This is a genomic window from Wolbachia endosymbiont (group A) of Colletes cunicularius (assembly GCF_964264715.1).
Taxonomy (GTDB): domain Bacteria; phylum Pseudomonadota; class Alphaproteobacteria; order Rickettsiales; family Anaplasmataceae; genus Wolbachia.
The window spans coordinates 1,259,514-1,279,071 of sequence record NZ_OZ183471.1 but is presented as its reverse complement, the minus strand read 5'-3'; the positions used below and the strand labels follow the sequence as shown (position 1 = coordinate 1,279,071).

General features: G+C 35.5%; 18 protein-coding genes, 1 tRNA gene and 2 pseudogenes. 10 read left to right on the top strand and 11 right to left on the bottom strand.

Going from position 1 to position 19,558, the window contains the following annotated elements; genetic code table 11:
* Positions 1–78 precede the first annotated feature (78 nt).
* Complete coding sequence (locus ACFELZ_RS07555; RefSeq protein ID WP_375316066.1) at positions 79–1,098, top strand: P-loop NTPase; 1,020 nt, start codon at positions 79–81, stop codon at positions 1,096–1,098.
* Between the two features lie 49 nt (positions 1,099–1,147).
* The gene (gene ubiH / locus ACFELZ_RS07550; protein WP_375316065.1) at positions 1,148–2,296 is read left to right on the top strand and encodes a 2-octaprenyl-6-methoxyphenyl hydroxylase; all 1,149 of its coding nucleotides are present in this window, start codon (positions 1,148–1,150) and stop codon (positions 2,294–2,296) included.
* Between the two features lie 218 nt (positions 2,297–2,514).
* On the opposite strand, the gene ACFELZ_RS07545 is transcribed toward ubiH, so the two are convergent.
* The gene (locus tag ACFELZ_RS07545) at positions 2,515–3,375 is read right to left on the bottom strand and encodes an IS982 family transposase (RefSeq protein WP_375315868.1); all 861 of its coding nucleotides are present in this window, start codon (positions 3,373–3,375) and stop codon (positions 2,515–2,517) included.
* A gap of 135 nt (positions 3,376–3,510) precedes the next feature.
* Here ACFELZ_RS07545 and ACFELZ_RS07540 point away from each other — a divergent pair, with 135 nt between their 5' ends.
* Genes ACFELZ_RS07540 through ACFELZ_RS07530 form a run of 3 tightly spaced genes read left to right on the top strand, consistent with a single transcriptional unit; the run spans position 3,511 to position 6,107 of the window.
* Complete coding sequence (locus ACFELZ_RS07540; protein WP_375316064.1) at positions 3,511–4,461, top strand: group II intron maturase-specific domain-containing protein; 951 nt, start codon at positions 3,511–3,513, stop codon at positions 4,459–4,461.
* A complete protein-coding gene (locus tag ACFELZ_RS07535; RefSeq protein ID WP_375316739.1) occupies positions 4,458–4,616 on the top strand; it encodes a hypothetical protein in 159 nt (52 codons plus the stop codon). The genes ACFELZ_RS07540 and ACFELZ_RS07535 overlap by 4 nt, the downstream gene beginning before the upstream one ends.
* A 24-nt stretch (positions 4,617–4,640) precedes the next feature.
* Complete coding sequence (locus ACFELZ_RS07530) at positions 4,641–6,107, top strand: IS4 family transposase (protein WP_375316680.1); 1,467 nt, start codon at positions 4,641–4,643, stop codon at positions 6,105–6,107.
* 633 nt (positions 6,108–6,740) lie between these two features.
* On the opposite strand, the pseudogene tnpC reads toward ACFELZ_RS07530, so the two are convergent.
* The 4 genes and pseudogenes from tnpC to ACFELZ_RS07510 all read right to left on the bottom strand — a co-directional run.
* Positions 6,741–7,914 (bottom strand): annotated as a pseudogene (tnpC, locus tag ACFELZ_RS07525) (IS66 family transposase); the annotation flags it as partial.
* A 23-nt stretch (positions 7,915–7,937) separates the two neighbouring features.
* Positions 7,938–9,785 carry a hypothetical protein gene (locus tag ACFELZ_RS07520; protein ID WP_375316063.1) on the bottom strand — a complete coding sequence of 616 codons (1,848 nt, stop codon included), beginning with the start codon at positions 9,783–9,785 and terminating at the stop codon, positions 7,938–7,940.
* A gap of 52 nt (positions 9,786–9,837) precedes the next feature.
* Complete coding sequence (locus ACFELZ_RS07515; RefSeq protein WP_375316062.1) at positions 9,838–10,749, bottom strand: cation diffusion facilitator family transporter; 912 nt, start codon at positions 10,747–10,749, stop codon at positions 9,838–9,840.
* Positions 10,750–10,760: 11 nt separating this feature from the next.
* Positions 10,761–10,833 (bottom strand) — tRNA-Val (locus ACFELZ_RS07510).
* Positions 10,834–11,078: 245 nt separating this feature from the next.
* Here ACFELZ_RS07510 and ACFELZ_RS07505 point away from each other — a divergent pair.
* The gene (locus ACFELZ_RS07505; RefSeq protein WP_375316061.1) at positions 11,079–12,272 is read left to right on the top strand and encodes a collagenase; all 1,194 of its coding nucleotides are present in this window, start codon (positions 11,079–11,081) and stop codon (positions 12,270–12,272) included.
* On the opposite strand, the gene ACFELZ_RS07500 is transcribed toward ACFELZ_RS07505, so the two are convergent.
* The 4 genes and pseudogenes from ACFELZ_RS07500 to ACFELZ_RS07485 all read right to left on the bottom strand — a co-directional run.
* Positions 12,263–12,646: a transposase gene (locus tag ACFELZ_RS07500; protein WP_375316621.1), complete on the bottom strand. Its 384-nt coding sequence runs from the start codon at positions 12,644–12,646 to the stop codon at positions 12,263–12,265. The genes ACFELZ_RS07505 and ACFELZ_RS07500 overlap by 10 nt on opposite strands.
* Positions 12,647–12,663: 17 nt before the next feature.
* Positions 12,664–12,828, bottom strand: coding sequence for a hypothetical protein (locus ACFELZ_RS07495; RefSeq protein ID WP_375315781.1), 165 nt, complete (start codon positions 12,826–12,828; stop codon positions 12,664–12,666).
* A gap of 3 nt (positions 12,829–12,831) precedes the next feature.
* Entirely contained in the window at positions 12,832–13,029 is a 198-nt protein-coding gene (locus ACFELZ_RS07490) for a transposase (protein ID WP_375315780.1), read from the bottom strand.
* Between the two features lie 61 nt (positions 13,030–13,090).
* Positions 13,091–13,576, bottom strand: a pseudogene (locus ACFELZ_RS07485) (transposase); the annotation flags it as partial.
* 467 nt (positions 13,577–14,043) lie between these two features.
* On the opposite strand from ACFELZ_RS07485, the gene ACFELZ_RS07480 reads away from it, so the two are divergent.
* The gene (locus ACFELZ_RS07480; RefSeq protein WP_375315786.1) at positions 14,044–14,904 is read left to right on the top strand and encodes an IS982 family transposase; all 861 of its coding nucleotides are present in this window, start codon (positions 14,044–14,046) and stop codon (positions 14,902–14,904) included.
* Positions 14,905–14,990: 86 nt separating this feature from the next.
* Here ACFELZ_RS07480 and ACFELZ_RS07475 read toward each other — a convergent pair whose 3' ends face one another.
* A complete protein-coding gene (locus ACFELZ_RS07475) occupies positions 14,991–15,692 on the bottom strand; it encodes an ABC transporter ATP-binding protein (protein ID WP_375316060.1) in 702 nt (233 codons plus the stop codon).
* Positions 15,685–16,467, bottom strand: coding sequence for an MlaE family ABC transporter permease (locus ACFELZ_RS07470; protein ID WP_375316059.1), 783 nt, complete (start codon positions 16,465–16,467; stop codon positions 15,685–15,687). The genes ACFELZ_RS07475 and ACFELZ_RS07470 overlap by 8 nt, the downstream gene beginning before the upstream one ends.
* Positions 16,468–16,806: 339 nt before the next feature.
* Here ACFELZ_RS07470 and rpmF point away from each other — a divergent pair, with 339 nt between their 5' ends.
* The 3 genes from rpmF to ACFELZ_RS07455 are packed head-to-tail and all read left to right on the top strand — an operon-like array spanning position 16,807 to position 18,986.
* The gene (rpmF, locus tag ACFELZ_RS07465; RefSeq protein ID WP_010962967.1) at positions 16,807–16,989 is read left to right on the top strand and encodes a 50S ribosomal protein L32; all 183 of its coding nucleotides are present in this window, start codon (positions 16,807–16,809) and stop codon (positions 16,987–16,989) included.
* Positions 16,990–16,999: 10 nt separating this feature from the next.
* A complete protein-coding gene (gene plsX, locus ACFELZ_RS07460; protein ID WP_375316695.1) occupies positions 17,000–18,037 on the top strand; it encodes a phosphate acyltransferase PlsX in 1,038 nt (345 codons plus the stop codon).
* Positions 18,030–18,986 (top strand): beta-ketoacyl-ACP synthase III, encoded by a 957-nt coding sequence (locus ACFELZ_RS07455; protein WP_375316058.1) that lies wholly within the window; start codon positions 18,030–18,032, stop codon positions 18,984–18,986. Before plsX ends, ACFELZ_RS07455 begins: the two co-directional genes overlap by 8 nt.
* The last annotated feature ends 572 nt before the right edge of the window (positions 18,987–19,558 follow it).

Sequence of the window (19,558 nt, the reverse complement as noted above, 5' to 3'; positions counted from 1 at the left end):
ACAAAACCTGCTATAACATTTAACATACTGTTTCCGAAACAAATGTTCCGCACTGGGATCTGCTATGTAAGAGGTCTAATGATCAACGAAGAAATTGTAAGGGAGAACTTAAAAAAAGTCATAGAGCAAAAAAGCGGTAAAGATGTGATCGCTCTTGGCATAATATCCTCAATCATTATTAAAGGCGGGGACATTGGTTTTGCGCTTGAAGTTGCCGGTAACACGCAAGCAAACGAAGAATTAAGAAGAAATTGTGAGCAAGCTGTTAAAGCTATACCGGGGGTGACAAAAGTGATCGTGGTTGCTACTTGTCAAAAACAAACTGGGCAACAAAAAGCTAAATTACATATCGAAGGAGTGAAAAATATAATCGTTGTGGCCTCTGGTAAAGGCGGTGTGGGCAAGTCCACAGTTGCGCTAAATCTTGCTCTCTCATTAGCAAAGTTGAAACATAAAGTTGCGCTGGTTGATGCAGATATATATGGTCCTTCAATTCCTAAAATGCTTAGCACTGAAAAATTAAAGCCAGAAATACAGGGTGGAAAAGCAATACCTATAGAAAGGTATGGACTGCATACTATTTCAATCGGCTATTTTGTTGACAAGGATCGTGCAGCAATATGGCGCGGACCTATGATCACAAAAGCACTTTATAATCTGCTCATGGGAACAAAATGGTCCGATATAGAGTATTTGATAGTTGATACACCACCTGGAACTGGCGATGTGCATTTAAGTCTTATGGAAAATTTTAACTTAACCGGGGCGATAATAGTTTCAACTCCACAGGAGCTCTCTTTAATCGATGCTCGCAAAATTTATGATATGCTTAAAAAGCTCAGCGTACCGGTTATTGGAATTGTGGAAAATATGAGTTATTTCATTCAAAATGACTCAGAAATATACATATTTGGAAAAGACGGCGCAAAAAAAATGTCTGAGGAGCTGAGCATCAAACTATTAGGCAGGATTCCTCTGGATCCACAAATATGTCATGCTTCTGATTGTGGAAATCCTTTAATGCTAAGTGAAGATTTGGCAGAGATTTATGAAGACATCGCTAAAGATGTTAGGTCTTTGTCTATAAAGTTTGTTTAAACTATTTTCAAAATAGATAAAATATAATTTTACAATTAGCGTGAATAAAATGAATTATGATGTAATCATTTCAGGTGGTGGGTTACTTGGTCTTATTACTGCAATTGACCTCAGTTGTGACTCTGTGTCTGTAGCTGTGATTGAAAAAAATAGTCTACCACGTGTAGTAGATGACAACCGAGCATTTGCTATTTCTCAAGGCTCGAAAAAAATATTGGAAAAATTAGGGATTTGGCAGTTTATAGAAAGCGAAGCTGAGCCAATACTTGATATATGCATATTAGATGCGGTTACTGTGCATTACAATCATAAAATGGTTGGTGAAGAACCAATGGGTTATGTTATTAACAATGCTGCTATATGGAATGCAATCAACAATAATTTTCTGAATAAACTAAATATATACTCTCCACATTCCTATAAAACAATTGCTTTTGATTCAGGATATGTGGAAGTTATTCTTGATAATAACCAGGAATTAATATCATCGCTACTTATCTGCGCTGAAGGCAAAAACTCTAAACTACCAGAGTTATTTTCTATACCGACAGTGAAATTTAATTATAAACAAAGTAGCATAGTATTTAATGTAAAGCATGAACTGCATCACCAAAACTTAGCTGTAGAGCGTTTTTTTCCTGGCGGTCCATTCGCAATTCTACCGATGAAGGGTGGCTATACTTCTTCGATAGTTTGGACAGAAAAATCTGGAATTTCAAAAATGCTAATGGATCTGTCTGAAGAAGAATTTATTATAGAGCTCAAAAAAAGATTTGGTTCTTATTTAGGAGAGATAAAATTAGAGGGTGAAAGAAAACTTTATCCTTTAAGTTTTGTTTTCGCAAAAAAGTTATATAAGGGTAGAGTTTTGCTTATCGGCGATGCAGCACATTCAATTCATCCAGTTGCAGGTCAAGGGCTTAATCTTGGAATTAGAGATGTAGAAAGTGTTATAAAGCACATAGTTGCTGCAAAAGCATCTGGTATTGATGTTGGCAGTAGTTATTTATTAAAGAAAATTTCACGCAACAGATACTTTGATAATTTTACAATGGCGCTTGCAACTGATGGATTAAATAAGATGTTCTCCAACAAAATATTCTGCGCTAAAGCACTAAGAAATCTTGGCTTGATTGCAGTTGAAAATTCAAATTTTCTCAAAAAAAGCTTCATTCGGCATGCTATGGGATTTATATAAACTACTATTTTATAGCTAATGCAAGTCAGTACGTCATACCGCCGCGGTATCTCTAGATCCCGCTAACAACTTACTATTACCCACAAGTATAGAATGAATGAGCAAGTCTCCATCCTTCTGCTAAATCAAAGAGACGTTTCCATCCCTTCCACAAAGCTATAGGACCTGGTTCTAAGTCATTTTTGCGAGCTAAAAACCCTCGTAACGCGAATTCTGGATTAAGGAAGGAAGAAAGTATAGGGAATAGAAGGCTTTGTGGATTTGATGGAATAGGAAATGAGAGTAGAAAAGATATGAACCAAAAAATTAACAGGGGATCTATGGCGAGTGTGTTCAATTTCTAGTCTATTTTTTAGGTAACCAAAAACAGTCTCAATGATAGACCTTTTTCTCAGTAAAATCTTCTCATTTAACGAAATCAATGTATTTTTCATACCTTTTTTCACCTTGGTAACAAGTTTCAAACCTCGGTCAAACAGCTTCTGAAAAAGCTCTTTTGCAATATAACCTTTGTCACCAAACAAAAGACCGATTAATTTTTCCGTCAGATTTGGCACAGGTATCCTATCATCAACATTGCCTTTTGTTAGCGTAAGTGCATGAATTTCAACATTTTCATTGATTACCATATGTAATTTGAAACCAAAAAACCAGCCGTAAGTGCTCTTGCTTAATTTTGCAATTCCAGCAAAAACTTTGTTTTTGGATATTCTTTTTGCATGACAAACTGCAATGGGAGTTGTGTCTATATATGAAATTCCAGTGTTTTCTGACTGTCCACAAAGCCAATGCAACAACATTGCTAAATGCCACAAAACCCTAGGCTTTAGAGCAACAAACCTGGTATATGAAGGTAACTTTGGAAACTCTGATTTGTAGAGCAACGTTAGGTAATGTAGATAGAAAGTTTTACACGGAGATTGTTGATATAGCAGGATTATTGTCATGATTTCGGAGTGCTCAATTTCCGTTGTTCTTGTGGGGTTTTTACCATTTGGCAGTAGTTTATCTGCAAAATTTTTCTCTATATCTCTGCAAAAATCATCGACCAAACAAAACAGTTTTGTTATATCTTCCATGGGTAACCTCATCTATTTTTTTATCACTGCTGAGTTTACCCTGTTTTCTTGCCTTTTCTATTCTCCTTTAATCCATAATTCACGTTTGAAGGTGATATCAAAGGATGCTTTGACAACATTAATCATGAATGGCTTATGAAGCATATTCCTATGGAGAAGAAAATTCTGCATAGTTGGTTAAAAGCTGGCTTCCTAGAATCGAAAACTCTGTACCCCACAACTGCAGATACCCCGCAAGGTGGTATCATTTCTCCAATACTAGCCAATTTAGCCTTAAACGGACTTGAAAAGTCATTGGAAAGTAGATTTGGTAAACTCGGCAGTAGAAGAAGAAACAAAATCAGAAGTGGAGTGAACGTAATCAGATACGCAGACGACTTTATTATTTCAGGTTTCACACATGAAGTACTGGAAAAGGAAGTTAAGCCTTTAGTATCATCTTTTCTTCACGAGCGAGGTTTAATTCTGTCAGAAGAGAAGACAAAGATTACATCTATCACAACAGGGTTTGACTTTCTTGGTTGTAATGTACGTAGATATAATAAGAAGTTAATTATTAAACCTTCGAAAGAAAGTATTAAAAGACTTCTTAATAAAGCACGTACATTGATAAAAGCAAATATAGCGAACACTCAGGCTATAGTAATTAAGTCACTCAACTCTCTACTGAGAGGATGGGGAAATTACTATCACCATGTGTGTGCTAAAAAAGCGTTTAGAAAGATCGACAATGAAATTTGGCATAGTTTATGGAAATGGGCAAAGAAAAGACATCCTCGTAAAGGATTACGTTGGATAAAGAATCGTTACTTCAAAGTAATGGGTCAACGCCAATGGGTTTTTGCTGCACCCATATGCAAGAACAAACCAAAAGAGATACGGTATTTAAGACTGCTTAAGCTGATTGATATATCTATCAGACGACATGTTAAAATCAGAGCGGATGCAAATCCCCTTGACTTAAAATGGAAAAAGTATTTTGATGAGAGAGTGAAACGAACAAGAATGTTAGCAAGCTCCTTTTCAAGAGAAGGTTCTCTACTGTTAGTGTCACCACTAAAGTTGATGTATTCTGAGGATTTATGAAAGACAAGCCGGTTCTAGAAAAGAAGAACTTAGATAAGGGGCTCAAGCGTAGTGTGGGGAAACCTGCATGCTGCGTTTCTAAGCTTACTATTACCCATAAATCTAAAAGGAGAAAAAGCTGCTATCTTACTAATTCAACTTTCTATTATAAATAGATCTATGGTCTAAAAATGGAATATATGATGAAAAGAACTATAAATACCTCAACTGGCGAATGGGCAGAAAGTGAATTTGGAATTGTTAATTTTGGTGATATAAGATTAAGTAAAAGGCTTCTAAAAATAGTTAATAGTTTTGCTGAATCGCCTGAGTGTTCAATAAATCAAGCTTGTGAAGATTGGCATCAAAGTAAAGCAGCTTATAGATTTTTCCAAAAAGATGCCATTTCTGAAAGAAAGATATTAGACAGTCATATAATTAAAAATATTGAAAGAGCTAAAGAATACTCAACTATCTTAGCTATCCAGGACACGAGTTATATTTCATATAAAAATCATAAAAAGACCGAAGGATTAGGGATTATAGCAGCAAGATTAACATCTAAAACAACTAATTTTAAAACCCATGGATTAGTGATGCATACAACGTTTGCAGTTACAACAGAAGGACTACCTATAGGATTATTGGATCAAAAAATTAGTACTAGACCTCCCTTAGCTGAAGACCTAAAGGAGTTGAAAAGAAGAAGCCATAATACTGCTCTTCCCATAGAAGAGAAAGAAAGCATACGGTGGATAGCATCACTTAAAGACTCTACTAAACATCCTGGATTAAAGGATGTTAAGGTAGTTACCGTTTGTGATAGAGAAGCAGATATTTATGATTTATTTGAAGTTGCTTCCACTAATCAATCTCTTTTTGTAGTAAGAGGAAATCAAAACAGAACAGTAAACAAGAAGTCGACTTATTCTGAAAAAGGTGGTGAAAGATTGTGGGATTTGATGAATCGCATGTCTTGCCAAGGAGAAATACAAGTGAGTATTCCTGCTTGCGATAACAAACCTCAAAGAACAACAGTTTTAGAAGTAAAGTTTAGTAACTTTGTGATGAATGCATCAAAAAACAACGCTAGACGTAAAACGCAAAAACTTCCTAATTTAAATTTAAATGCTGTCTATGTTATAGAAAAATATCCCCCATTTGGCGAAGAGCCCATGAACTGGATTTTGTTAACAAATATAAATATTAATAATTTTGAAGAAGCAGTAGAAAAAATACAATGGTATTGCTTAAGATGGAGAATAGAGGTTTTTCATAAAATTTTGAAATCCGGTCTTAAAGTTGAAGAATGTAGGCTCCAAACAGCAGATAGATTGATCCGCTTTCTTACAATTATGAGTATAATTGCATGGAGAATATTTTTTATCACATTGGTAGCTAGAACAAATCCGAATCTTTCTTGCACTGTCATACTGACTGATGACGAATGGAAGGTTTTATATACCAAAATGCTTAAGACAAAAAACTATCCTGAGACTCCACCACCTATAAGAGAAATTGTGAGGTGGGTGGCCAAGTTAGGAGGGTTTTTAGCTCGCAAAAATGACTTAGAACCAGGCCCTATAGCTTTGTGGAAGGGATGGAAACGTCTCTTTGATTTAGCAGAAGGATGGAGACTTGCTCATTCATTCTATACTTGTGGGTAATAGTAAGTCGTAGAACTGTGCATGAACCTCTCGACTCACACAGCTCCCATTATTCAGCCATCAGTCATATATTTGATGGCCTCGTTTTATTTGTCAGTTCCTCCCATTTCTGGTTGCCCAACTAATAAAACTGAATAACTCAGCCCCTTCGCTCCATTTCCATTACAGAAATTTCTTCACTACTACGCGCCCCTGTTTTTCGCATCGGTACTCTCATCCTTGAAGTTTAGCTTCTTGGATTTCTCCCTTGTCATCGAAACGACAGGTTCCCGTAGTTCCACACAATAGCCCAAAATAGATTCACGCCACCTTTATGCCGGACGCCACCTACCCAGTAAACAAGTTTCCGATAGGTTTATCCCAAGTTAGAAATTACCCCCTGGTTTTGACGTCACCTTTGATGTTTCGACACTTCATCAGTGGTTCACTTGCGTTCGTCTCTCTATTTAACACATGACACATAATTGTGCCTTTTCCGTAACTCTCACTACCTTGACTCTTTATCAAAGCAGCTTACGGTTGTTTAAAGCCTGCTCTTGTAAACCGGCTTTGAGGGGCTCACCCTCATCTATTATGTAGCTTTTGCACTTAGTTTGCTCTTTGTCTGAGCATCCTTTATGCTTCTACGGCACACCAATTCCACATCGTTCTTTCAGATTTCAAAATGTTTTTCGCAACTCGAGAAGCTCCAATTGCTTCAGGTAAGTGGCTTCAAGTAATACCGTGTACGTTTTCGCAATTTTCTGGCACGTCTGGCAAATCTAAAAACATCTATCTCATTTTTTAGTAAAGCTTTTTTTAGTGCAAACAACTCAACGGCAACATCTCTCAAATAACAGCCGAGAATTTTGACCTCAATGTTCCAACTATGGGCTAATCTTTCAAAATCTCTTGATAAATGTGCCCAGCAGATTTGCCTGTTTTTATCAGAAAAATAATTGTATGCTGCATATCTGTCAGTTACTACCAAGCTATTACGATTGCAGCATACACTATTTTTTAAAACTTTCATTCCCCTTGACTCTGTCAACTTCACAAAACTTGCCGTATTGCTTGCAAACATCCAACACCAAGCGAGTTTACCTTTGTTATAATGGCTCGTTTCATCAATATGTAGAACTTTACTCCTACTTATCTCTTGTTCGATCTGCTCATACATTTTTTTGCATTTTGAAGCAACTCTATGTTCACTATTTGATATGCTACCGACGCTTATGTTCAAATTGAAGATATCATTTACGACACTCGCTATTTCGCGTTTTGAATTTTTGTAAAACCCGCTGAATGCTGCAATTATTGACTTAACCCTTGGTCCAAATGTATCTGACGTAACACCTTCTGGTAACTTACTGCTTCTTCTTTTTCCGCATCTCCGACAACGACCATGCTCCATCTGATATTCCACTACATAAGGCTTGATTTCCGGAAGATCAACTTTTTGATGAATGTACGGTCCCTTGCATATTGCAATCCCTCCTCCGCATTCACAAGTAGATGACAACTTTACTTTTATCACCTCATCTGCATCCATTTTGGCGCGAAAACTTCCTTTATGACCAACCTGACCACCAACGTTTCTGTCGCTCTTTGGCTTGTCCTTTTTTATTTTGTACAACTCTCTAGAGCTTGGTAGAGATGAATTTTTCGAGTTTAAACCAAGCCTTTCCTTTAATTCAGCGTTCTCTATCTTTAAAGCCTTGTTCTCTGCTTTTAAACTTTCATTCTCTCTTTCCAGCCTTTCCATTTTTGCTTCTAACTTTTCTGTTCTTTGCTGTAAATTTTTGCAAAGTTCTAAAAGGTTTACCACATTTTTGCTCTATGATTATCTTTTTAGATCACCTTGTCTACCTTATTCTGCCACTCCGCTGAACGGATACTGTTTAAGTCTATGATTTTTGCTTTTGTTACATTCTCTACTTCTTGAGGTGTTAAAAGACCATCTTCAATGAATTCCTTTTTTGTTTCTCTTATTTTTTCATAAAGTTGAGTAACGTGATCTTTATTTCCTTCATATACACTTTCAATTTCTAACTCTAGCTTATGTGAAGCTTCTTTTTTTAACATTTCATCCATTGCTGCTTTTGTTACTTCTAACCTTTCTTGCAAAATTTTCTTTATTTTTTCCTTATCATTTTCGTTATTTTTACTGAGTTCTACATATACTCTATAGCATCTTTTACTTTGTGGCAGCATCTTTAACTTATCTAACATTCTAACCACTTGACCTTCAATAGTTTTCTCAGCTCTTAATTTAAATTCCTTTACTTCTCCTTCTATTATCTTATTAGCTATTCTCTTAGCTTCATCCAAAGATGAATCCTTGAGAGAAAAATCTGTCTTGAGTAAATTTTGGTTTAAAAGCTCTAGAAAGACTTTTTCTCCGATGTTTTCGAGTAAACTTTCTTGGTCACCTAAACCATGCTCCTGCAGTTTATTTCTCATGTGCTGAACCAGCTCAAAACATTGTAATTTATTTAACCTTATAGAGCTAATATTTTTCATTAACGTCAGCACAATTTGTTCACTATATTGAGAAGAAAAACTCAATAATTTTCTCATTAAAGGAATACTTACTTCTGAAATAAAATCATCAACTATCTTCTGACTTTCATTATCTTTATGGTTATTTTGAACTGTATGCCAAGCCTTAAGAATTTCTTTACTGTTTTTCTTGTCTTTTAACCTGTCTAACATAAACTCACGTGCTTTATCTTGTGCTTCTGAGAGCACCATTTCCCTTGGGGGAGTAAATCTAATTTCTGGATCAGGATGAATACCCTCTAGTGTGCTTAACATCCTGTAGACAATACCGGTAAAACAGGTGTTAGGGATTCGCTCTTTTCTAGAGAAAGTTTGACTATCAAGCAAATTTTTAATTAACGCGTCTTTTTTATCTTTTACAGCTTCTCTGTCTCCATCATTGCAGGCTTTCAGAACTAAAAGTAAAATCTGTCCACCTGTAAAGCCAGAGCTATGCTTTTGACCATCTTTGCAAAAGTCATTTAAAAATGTAATTACTCTTCCTTTATTTTCATCACTAAACTCATATGAACTATCTATATATCCAATGAATTGAATATATTCATCATTTTTGATTACGTCTTCAGGTACTTGTTCACTATACTTATCTTTTAATTTATCGATATTTTTAATGATATCATCATTTAATTGATGGGGCAGTAAATGTTCAAGATTAACATCAAGATCATTAACCATACCACGTAAGTTCTCTTTCATGCCTTCCCGAAAGAAATTCATGGAAGCTTTAAGCAGTGTAAATGGGTTAAAATCTTTTGGTCTCAGTTCACTCTGCAATAAAACCAATAGCATTGTAAGTGGTATAGTTCCCAGTAACGAAATTAGTAAGAAAGTGGAGGTGAAAGTCAGATATGTTATGAAAGCAGAAAACAAGAGGAAGGCTGCTACCTTGATTGCATTGTTCTTAAAAAATATTTCCCAATACTCCTTTTTACTTATTTTTTGCTGTTTTGCCATTTTTATTTCTTTGTAGATATAAAGAGTTTTAATTTCAGACCTGAAGAATATAGTACCAAGAGAAAAAAGAACATTAACAGGGTTAGTTATAATGCTTAACGAGACAAAAGCTCCAAAGTAGCTAACAAATTTTAGCTTACTCGAATCCTTTGAAGGAAATTGTACTTGAGAAATGCCTATCATAGCCTACCTTTAACATCATTACACTCTAGTAATAGCATAATAATTTAAAACGTCAATGTTTAAGTATCTTATTATCCGCACACTCATCGTATTCAATCTCGACTGTAGAGTGTGCTATCTCGAACCTATTTAGTAGTATTTTTTTTATCTCATACAAAATATCAGTGTGTTGTGCATCTTGCTTTACTTTGGCATGCATGGTAATTATAAAATAATTATCAGACAGTGACCATGCATGTATGTGGTGCACATCTATCACTTCAGGTAATTCTGATGTGATCTTACTTTTTATTTCCTCAGTAGATATCCCTTCAGGTGTGCCTTCAAGAAGTATGTGGCAAGAATTCTTTAGAATTTTGTAGCCACTATTTAAAATTATTACACTGACAAATACCGATAAAATCGGATCCACCATTTGCCATCCAGTAAACATGATAATTATTGATGCAAGTATAGCAGCTACAGAACCTAAAATATCTCCTATAACGTGTAGTACAGCACTTTTTATGTTTATACTGCTCTCGCATTTACTATGTAATATAAAAAAGACTATAATATTAGAGATCAGGCCAAGTGTAGCAATTACTAACATTACTTTCCACTCAACATTTACCGGAAAAATAAATCTTTTTATTGACTCAATTATAATGATTACTGCAATGAAGAATAAAGTTAAACCATTAACAAATGCTGCAATTATCTGCAACCGATGATACCCGTATGATCTTTGCAAATCAGATTTCTTAGCTGAAAATTTTTGTGCTAACCAGCTTAAAACTAAGGCAAAGAGGTCAGTGAGCATATGCCCTGCATCTGATAGTAGAGCAAGCGAATGTGAAATTATTCCACCTACTATTTCCATAAACATTGTTATCGCAACTATTATTATGGAATAGATTAAGCGCTTGGACTGTGCTGCTGAGTGTTTGCCGTTATGCACTGCTGTCATATAAAATCTTTTCATGAACAAAAACGTGGGTAACACTGGGTTCGAACCAGCGACCGCTTGCACGTCAAGCAAGTGCTCTACCAATTGAGCTAATTACCCATCGTGGTTTTAGTATAGTGCTTTGGTGGAATAAAAGTCAATTTGCTTTTAAATTCTTACCCTATCCTAATGTAACGTTAGAATTTAGATTTTTTTTGTGGTCAAGCTATATCTTATATTGTTCATATTAAATTAATTACTTATATTTCTTCACTAAGATATAGATTATACCAATATGAAAATTCACACTTTTTTAGTAGAGGTCACCTTATATTTGAAGAGTTAATAAATTAGAGGTTAGAATTATGACAATCAATCAACAAATAAATAAAAATATAACTAAAGAAGAATACTTTAACAATAACGGCAAAGGGTTTAATTCGCCACATGTTGTAGAAGTTAAAGATTTAAATATTAAAGTAGAAGTTTATTCTCATAATTTAAGAGCAAGTAAAATTGCAACAATTGAAAGTGAGATAAAAGAAACAGCTACTAGTTTTAAAGATACATTCAAGTTAGAACACAGCAACTCAGAACAAACATTTAAAATTTATATGTTTGATGACAAGGATGATTACACTCACCTTGGCGGAAGCGAGCGTTTCGGTTCTTACCTTGGAGATGAGGGTGGTAAATGTTACTACAAAGGGGAAGCTGATGTTTTTGCTGAAATGTATGTCTATCAGCAAGGTGGCGTTCATAACCTTCAGCATGAATTTGCACATGGTTTAACTTACTTGGCTACAGGAGGTAAGCACCTACCTACAGTATTAATGGAAGGAATTGCAGATTACTTTGAGCATCATTCAGATCATAAATTCAATTCTCAAGGGTCAAGTATCGACAAAACTGAAGCTGCAAATTTGGATTTAGATAAAATTTTAAGTTTAGAATATTCAAAGGACAGCGAAGCAAATAGCCTGGTTTATAAAACAGGTCATGCGTTGATAATGTACTTACAGGAAAAAGATCCTAGTTTATTAAGAGACTACCTAGATGCTTTACGTCAAGGTAACTCAGATGAGTTAAAAAATTTCTTGAAAGACATAAAAGGACATGATGCTGACTTCAAAAGTTGGCTTGCTGAGAATGATACAGAAACTGCAATGGAACATCTCAATGCTTTGCAAGTTACAAAAGGAGATTTTATAGCAACTGGTCAAGAAATAGTGGGTGGAGAAATTAAAAACATATCCTACTATAAAGCAAATATAGAAAAAATAGATGGAGAAAACGTTGGAAATTTTTCTCCTGTAGAACACGTTGCATTTCATAATGTTGCTCGTGCTGTTAATAGGGCAACAAATGATAACCTCGATATATCAAAGGAATATCATTTCTTAAAGGTAATCAAAACTTCTGATGGACAGGATAAACTAACTTACTCTGATCAACAAGGTAATGAATATCAAAACAGTCAAGAGTATAAAATGCAAGCTTTAAGGATGCTATCAAAATATGGTGAAGATCTAAGAGCCTGTCTTCAAACTCAAGAATGAGCTAATTTGTGAAGCATAATAGTGATCATATTAAAGAAGATGTTGTTTTTTGAAGTGAGAGGAGAATGCTCATAATCCTTACTCATACGTCTAAAATTGGAGAGCCAAGCAAAGGTTCTCTCAACAATCCAACGTTTGGGAATAACCTGAAATCCTGTATCAACTATTTTCTTGGTAATCGTCAATAAACATCCAGTTTCCAATAAGCAGAGGTTTTGCAATTTACCTGTGTATCCTTGATCAGCAAAAAACTTATGTAATGTTGGAGCTTTGCATTTGGCTTGAACAAAAAGATTTAGTGCACCATCAAGATCCTGAATGCTTGCACTTTGTACTTCAGCAGCAATTACAAGACCTACAGTATCTACAACGATGTGGCGCTTTCTACCCTTTACTTTCTTGCCAGCATCATATCCTCTGGATCCCCTTTTTGAGTAGTTTTTACTGATTGGCTATCTATTATTCCCACTGATGGAGTTTCATTCTTACCAATTATCTCTCTTACTTTTTTAACTAGAAAATCATGAATCTCTTGCCATATTCCACTTTTTTTCAATCGCTAATTACAACTATACACTGTTTTCCATGGTGGAAAATCTTTAGGCAGTTGTCTCCATTGACATCCTGTTCTCATCATATAGCGGATTGCGTTAATAATTGTTCTAATACTATGTTTTCTTGGTCTACCGGTCTTTTTAGGTTCAAAATATAGCTCTATTATCTTCCATTCTTTGTTACTTATATCGCTTGGGTACATTTAAAATATATCTTATAACACACTTCTTAACTCCTTTCTACTTAGTTTGAAGACAGGCTCTAAGTGCATGAATTTCAACATTTTCATTGATTACCATATGTAATTTGAAACCAAAAAACCAGCCGTAAGTGCTCTTGCTTAATTTTGCAATTCCAGCAAAAACTTTGTTTTTGGATATTCTTTTTGCATGACAAACTGCAATGGGAGTTGTGTCTATATATGAAATTCCAGTGTTTTCTGACTGTCCACAAAGCCAATGCAACAACATTGCTAAATGCCACAAAACCCTAGGCTTTAGAGCAACAAACCTGGTATATGAAGGTAACTTTGGAAACTCTGATTTGTAGAGCAACGTTAGGTAATGTAGATAGAAAGTTTTACACGGAGATTGTTGATATAGCAGGATTATTGTCATGATTTCGGAGTGCTCAATTTCCGTTGTTCTTGTGGGGTTTTTACCATTTGGCAGTAGTTTATCTGCAAAATTTTTCTCTATATCTCTGCAAAAATCATCGACCAAACAAAACAGTTTTGTTATATCTTCCATGGGTAACCTCATCTATTTTTTTATCACTGCTGAGTTTACCCTGTTTTCTTGCCTCTTCTATTCTCCTTTAATCCATAATTCACGTCAAAAGGAGGGGGTATGAATAGTTATTGCTTGGTTGGAAGCATGAGAAGATAATACCTTCTCAGAGTGGATAGGTGGCAGATTGAAAATTTTTGTGAGGCCCTTTCTGCTTTTTGCAGTATAGGAAAAAGACCTCGTAAAGGAGATTAATCGCCCCTGCCACCGAAAACCATCGTGCGGCCTATAAAATTTAGTGACCGCGTATAGGAGAATGGACCAACCGGTACTCTGATATGTTAGAGTATTCAATAAGAGGAAAATTTTATGCGTTATATAGGTGTTGATTTACATACTAATAACGTGAATTCTGGATTAAAGGAGAATAGAAGAGGCAAGAAAACAGGGTAAACTCAGCAGTGATAAAAAAATAGATGAGGTTACCCATGGAAGATATAACAAAACTGTTTTGTTTGGTCGATGATTTTTGCAGAGATATAGAGAAAAATTTTGCAGATAAACTACTGCCAAATGGTAAAAACCCCACAAGAACAACGGAAATTGAGCACTCCGAAATCATGACAATAATCCTGCTATATCAACAATCTCCGTGTAAAACTTTCTATCTACATTACCTAACGTTGCTCTACAAATCAGAGTTTCCAAAGTTACCTTCATATACCAGGTTTGTTGCTCTAAAGCCTAGGGTTTTGTGGCATTTAGCAATGTTGTTGCATTGGCTTTGTGGACAGTCAGAAAACACTGGAATTTCATATATAGACACAACTCCCATTGCAGTTTGTCATGCAAAAAGAATATCCAAAAACAAAGTTTTTGCTGGAATTGCAAAATTAAGCAAGAGCACTTACGGCTGGTTTTTTGGTTTCAAATTACATATGGTAATCAATGAAAATGTTGAAATTCATGCACTTACGCTAACAAAAGGCAATGTTGATGATAGGATACCTGTGCCAAATCTGACGGAAAAATTAATCGGTCTTTTGTTTGGTGACAAAGGTTATATTGCAAAAGAGCTTTTTCAGAAGCTGTTTGACCGAGGTTTGAAACTTGTTACCAAGGTGAAAAAAGGTATGAAAAATACATTGATTTCGCTAAATGAGAAGATTTTACTGAGAAAAAGGTCTATCATTGAGACTGTTTTTGGTTACCTAAAAAATAGACTAGAAATTGAACACACTCGCCATAGATCCCCTGTTAATTTTTTGGTTCATATCTTTTCTACTCTCATTTCCTACTCCATCAAATCCACAAAGCCTTCTATTTCCTATACTTTCTTCCTTCCTTAATCCAGAATTCGCGTTTTAAGAATCGAGCTTTGTCAATTTTTATGTTAAACTGTTTAGTACTCACAATCTCGTTTGTGAACCTATAGCTATATATAACGAATGAATTTCTTTATATATTCGTTATTAGTATTTTGTATTTCCTGAACAGTTCCATGGGAAATGATCTCCCCTTCATATAACACTGCTATTTTATCAGCTATTTTAAATGCGCTATGAATATCATGTGTAATCGTGATAATTGTAGGGTTAAGATCTCTAGATAATTTTACTATTATCTCGTTTACTATATCTGACATAATCGGGTCCAATCCTGAAGTTGGCTCATCTAATATGATGATTTCTGGATTGTGTGCAATCGCCCTTGCAAGTGCTACTCTTTTTTTCATTCCACCTGATAGCTCTATTGGAAACATATCTGCTATGCTTTCCTCCAGTCCAACATCATTTAACTTCTCGATTGCTAGCTGTTTTGCCTCCTTTTTGCTGATATTAAAGCGCTTTTTATAATTAAAAGATATATTTTCCCACACTGTAACGTAGTCAAATAAAGCGGAATTTTGAAATAAAACCCCAAATTTATTTTTGCTTTTACTATTTATTTTAACAGACCCTGAGTCTGGAGCAAGCAAGCCGATAATTGTTTTTGTTAGTACAGATTTGCCGCTTCCTGAGCCGCCAAGTATGACTAATGATTCCCCTTTTAATATATCGAAACTTAGATCTTTTAGTACTGTCCTATCATCAAAAGATAAGCTTAAGTTCAATATTGATATTATGGGGTTACGCATGTATCAAAGTAATCATGTAGTTTGCTAAAATGATCAGTATGGACGATAAAACAACAGTTGATGTTGTAGCAACACCTACTCCTCGTGCACCTTCTTTGCAATGGTAACCGTAATAGCAACTTGAGACAGAAATTATGGCGCCAAAAGCAATTGCTTTTATTAGCCCAACAATAAAATCGTACATATTAAAGAATTGAGCTGTGTATTTAATGTATATATTTAGATTGTGGTTAAATTCGAAGACTGCAGTGACATACCCTCCAAATATTCCTATTAGATCTGCACATATTGTAAGTATAGGGAATACTATAACTGATGCCAAAACTCTCGGTGCAATTAAATATTTGAAAGGGTTGATGTTCAAAGTTGTAAGGGCATCTATTTGCTCGGTGATGCGCATTGTACCAATTTCTGCCGCAATTGATGATCCAACCTTTCCTACCATTATTAAGCTGATCAAAACTGGTCCTAACTCTTTAATGATAGTGATTGTAACAAGTTTGGGTATTATCTGCTCTTGGTTAATTAATGAGTCACTCAAGCTGCTTTGTAAAACTATCGCCGCTCCTATAAAAACTCCAGTGAGCCCAACAATTGGCAGAGAGAAAAAGCCTATCTCTATAATTTGTTTTGCTACGTTGCTAAAATAATATGGTGGCACAAAGCAGTGGTATAGAGATTGAATAAAAAATATGAATGCACTACCAAGCCTTAACAAAAAATTGATAAAGTACCTACCAATTATTCTAACACTATCTATATCAAAAAAGCTCACTTTGTATTCATTTTAGCTAGAGGTTAGTCTTACTGATTTTATTAAAATTTTTATTAACTTTATCGCAAAGTATAGCTGAAATATGTTTTAAGTTCAACATACTTGATGTTTTAATTTAAAGCTCATATAGCTAACCCAAGAAAGGTTTCCCTACGTCATACCGCCGCGGCGCTAACGAGTAGCGGAATGAAGGTTTTTCAAATTGTAGGTAAACCTAAGCCACTTTAGCTATAGGACTCAATTACATAAGCAAACCTTACTTATTTTATTATCCCTGTTTACTTCTTGTAAAAAACATGTTACTAATGAATTGAGTTTTGTAGTAGAATGGAGGAAGTTTTGGCAGTTCCAAAAAGAAAAAAGTCGAAGTCAAGGCGTAATATGCATCGTTCTCATCATGCTATTGAGCCTAAGAATGTTGTGGTATGTTCAACAACTGGAGAATTCATGTTGCCTCACAATGTAGCAGTCGATGGCAGTTACAAAGGAAAACGAGTTTTCATTAAGCAACAGGCAGAATGACTATTATGGTATGTTACCTACGGTCAATAATCACATAGTTATTGCACTTGACGCTATGGGGGGCGATTTTGCGCCTCTTTCCGTAATTCAGGGTGCTGGTTTTTTTTTGGATAATCTTGTTGACCCAGGCATTAAAGTTCTTTTTCATATTTATGGAGATAAGGAAAAAGTATCTCCTTTGCTTTTGAAATATAAAAAAGTAAGTAACAATTCTGAGTTTACTCATTGTTCTGACAATGTCCTTGCAAATGATAAGCCATCTTTTGCGCTGAGACATCGTAAAGACTCAAGTATGAAAGCTGCAATTGTTGCAGTGAAAGAAGGTAAAGCTTTCGGAGTGGTATCTTCAGGCAACACCGGGGCGTTGATGGCAATTTCCAGATTTATTTTAGGAACATTACCAAATATTTATCGTCCTGCTATTGTCTCTATCTGTCCAACTAAGACAAAAAGCTTCGCTTTGCTTGACCTTGGTGCAAATGTCGATTGTAATGCCGATTCGTTATTCCAATTTGCATTAATGGGAAGTATATTTGCAAAAGTAGCGCTAAAAATTGACAATCCTGAGGTTGCTTTGCTAAATATCGGTACAGAAGAAGTTAAAGGTAATGACTCAGTGCGCGGCGCTTTTGAGTTGCTTAAAAACGCTCCAGGCATTAATTTCAAAGGGTATATAGAGGCAAGTGAATTTTTAGAGGGTAATATAGATGTGATTGTTGCTGATGGTTTTGTTGGCAATGTAATGCTCAAAACAGCTGAGGCAACCGCTAGTACTTTTATCAATCTAATAAAGCAGGAAGTATTCAACTCGTGGATAGCGAAAATGCTTATTGGTATATTGTTAAAATCTAAACTAAATAAAGCATTAACGCGTTTTAATCCCAAAATTAGAAGTGGAGCTATGTTTTTAGGGCTGAATGGTATCATCATTAAAAGTCATGGAAATTCTGATGCTATTTCTTTTGCCCATGCTATAAAATTTGCAGTAAATGCAATTAGTGAAAATTTAAATCAAAAGATAATTAACGGGATAAGTCATATTGAATAAAAGTTTCATATTAAGCACTGGATCTTATCTACCAAGAAAAACGTTGAGTAACAACGAAATTGCATCGATAGTTGAGACAAGCGATGAATGGATAAGGCAGAGAACAGGAATAGTTCAAAGGCATATAGCAGATGAAGGAGAATTAACGTCAGATCTAGCTGTAAATGCAGCAAAAAGTGCTATAGAAAAAGCTAAAATTTCAGTAGATGAAATTGACTTGATTATAGTTGCAACAACAACGCCTGATAAAACTTTGCCTAGCTGTGCAACTATTGTACAAAGTAAGTTAAAATGTAAAAACGCATTTTCTTTTGATGTACAAGCAGCATGCTCTGGTTTTATATATGCAGTTACAGTTGCTGATTCGCTCATAAAATCTAACAATAGAATTAAATATGCGCTCGTTATTGGTGCTGAAATAATGTCTAGGATTGTTGACTGGGAAGATAGGTCAATTTGTGTACTCTTTGGTGATGGTGCTGGTACAGTGATAATAAAATCGGAAATGGGTAGCAGCGGCATCATATCAACAAACTTACACTCTGATGGCAATGTGGACATATTATGTACGAACGGAGGGGTATCCTCTACTGATGATTCCGGAAAAATATGCATGAATGGAAGAGAAGTGTTTAAACATGCAGTGGATAAGTTAACAGCCTCAGTAAAGGAAACACTAAGATGCAATAATTTGAAAATCACTGATATTGACTGGTTAATTCCCCATCAAGCAAACATTCGTATTATTGAAGCAGTAGTAAAGAAATTAGATTTTCCTATAGAGAAAGTGATTAATACCGTTGGTAAGCATGCAAACACCTCAGCAGCGTCAATTCCACTGGCTTTAGACTATGCAATACAAGAATCAAAAATAAAATCAGGAAATCTGGTACTGCTGATTGCAATAGGTGCAGGTCTCACATGGGGTTCCGTGTTGCTGCGCTATTAGACTTCTTGCATTACCTCCTGTCACCCAACTCGTAGAACATCACACCATAGGGCACAGCATAACTGTATGAACATTGTGATTTGAGTCCACCAGATCTAAGTAGCTTGACTACTTGATTGGATGCTGAGTTGGTGAGTATAAAAGTATAGCTAACGCTGTCATACCGCCCACAACTGTACGAACATTGTGATTTGGGCCCATCAGGAGGGTGTCATCCCAGTGCTTGACACTGGGATCCAGGAATTTTAATTGTAAGTAAGCATACTGAGTTGATAAGTATAAAAGTAGCTAGAAAATAAACATTTTTGATGAGATTATATGGAAAACTGGATTCCAGTGTCAAGCACTGGAATGACAAGAAGAGGGTACTTGGATAAGAGGCATTGCCCTCCTGATGGGCCCAAATCACAATGTTCGTACAGTTGTGGTTGAAACCAGCGCGTGACGCTGGGATGACAAAAAAAGGAGCACTGACCTCTCTTGGACTCTTTTAGCTATAAACATTAAGAAATTTACCAAATGAAAAAAAGGCAAAGAAGCCCCGTGGTTATTATCCGCTTTAAAATATTGGC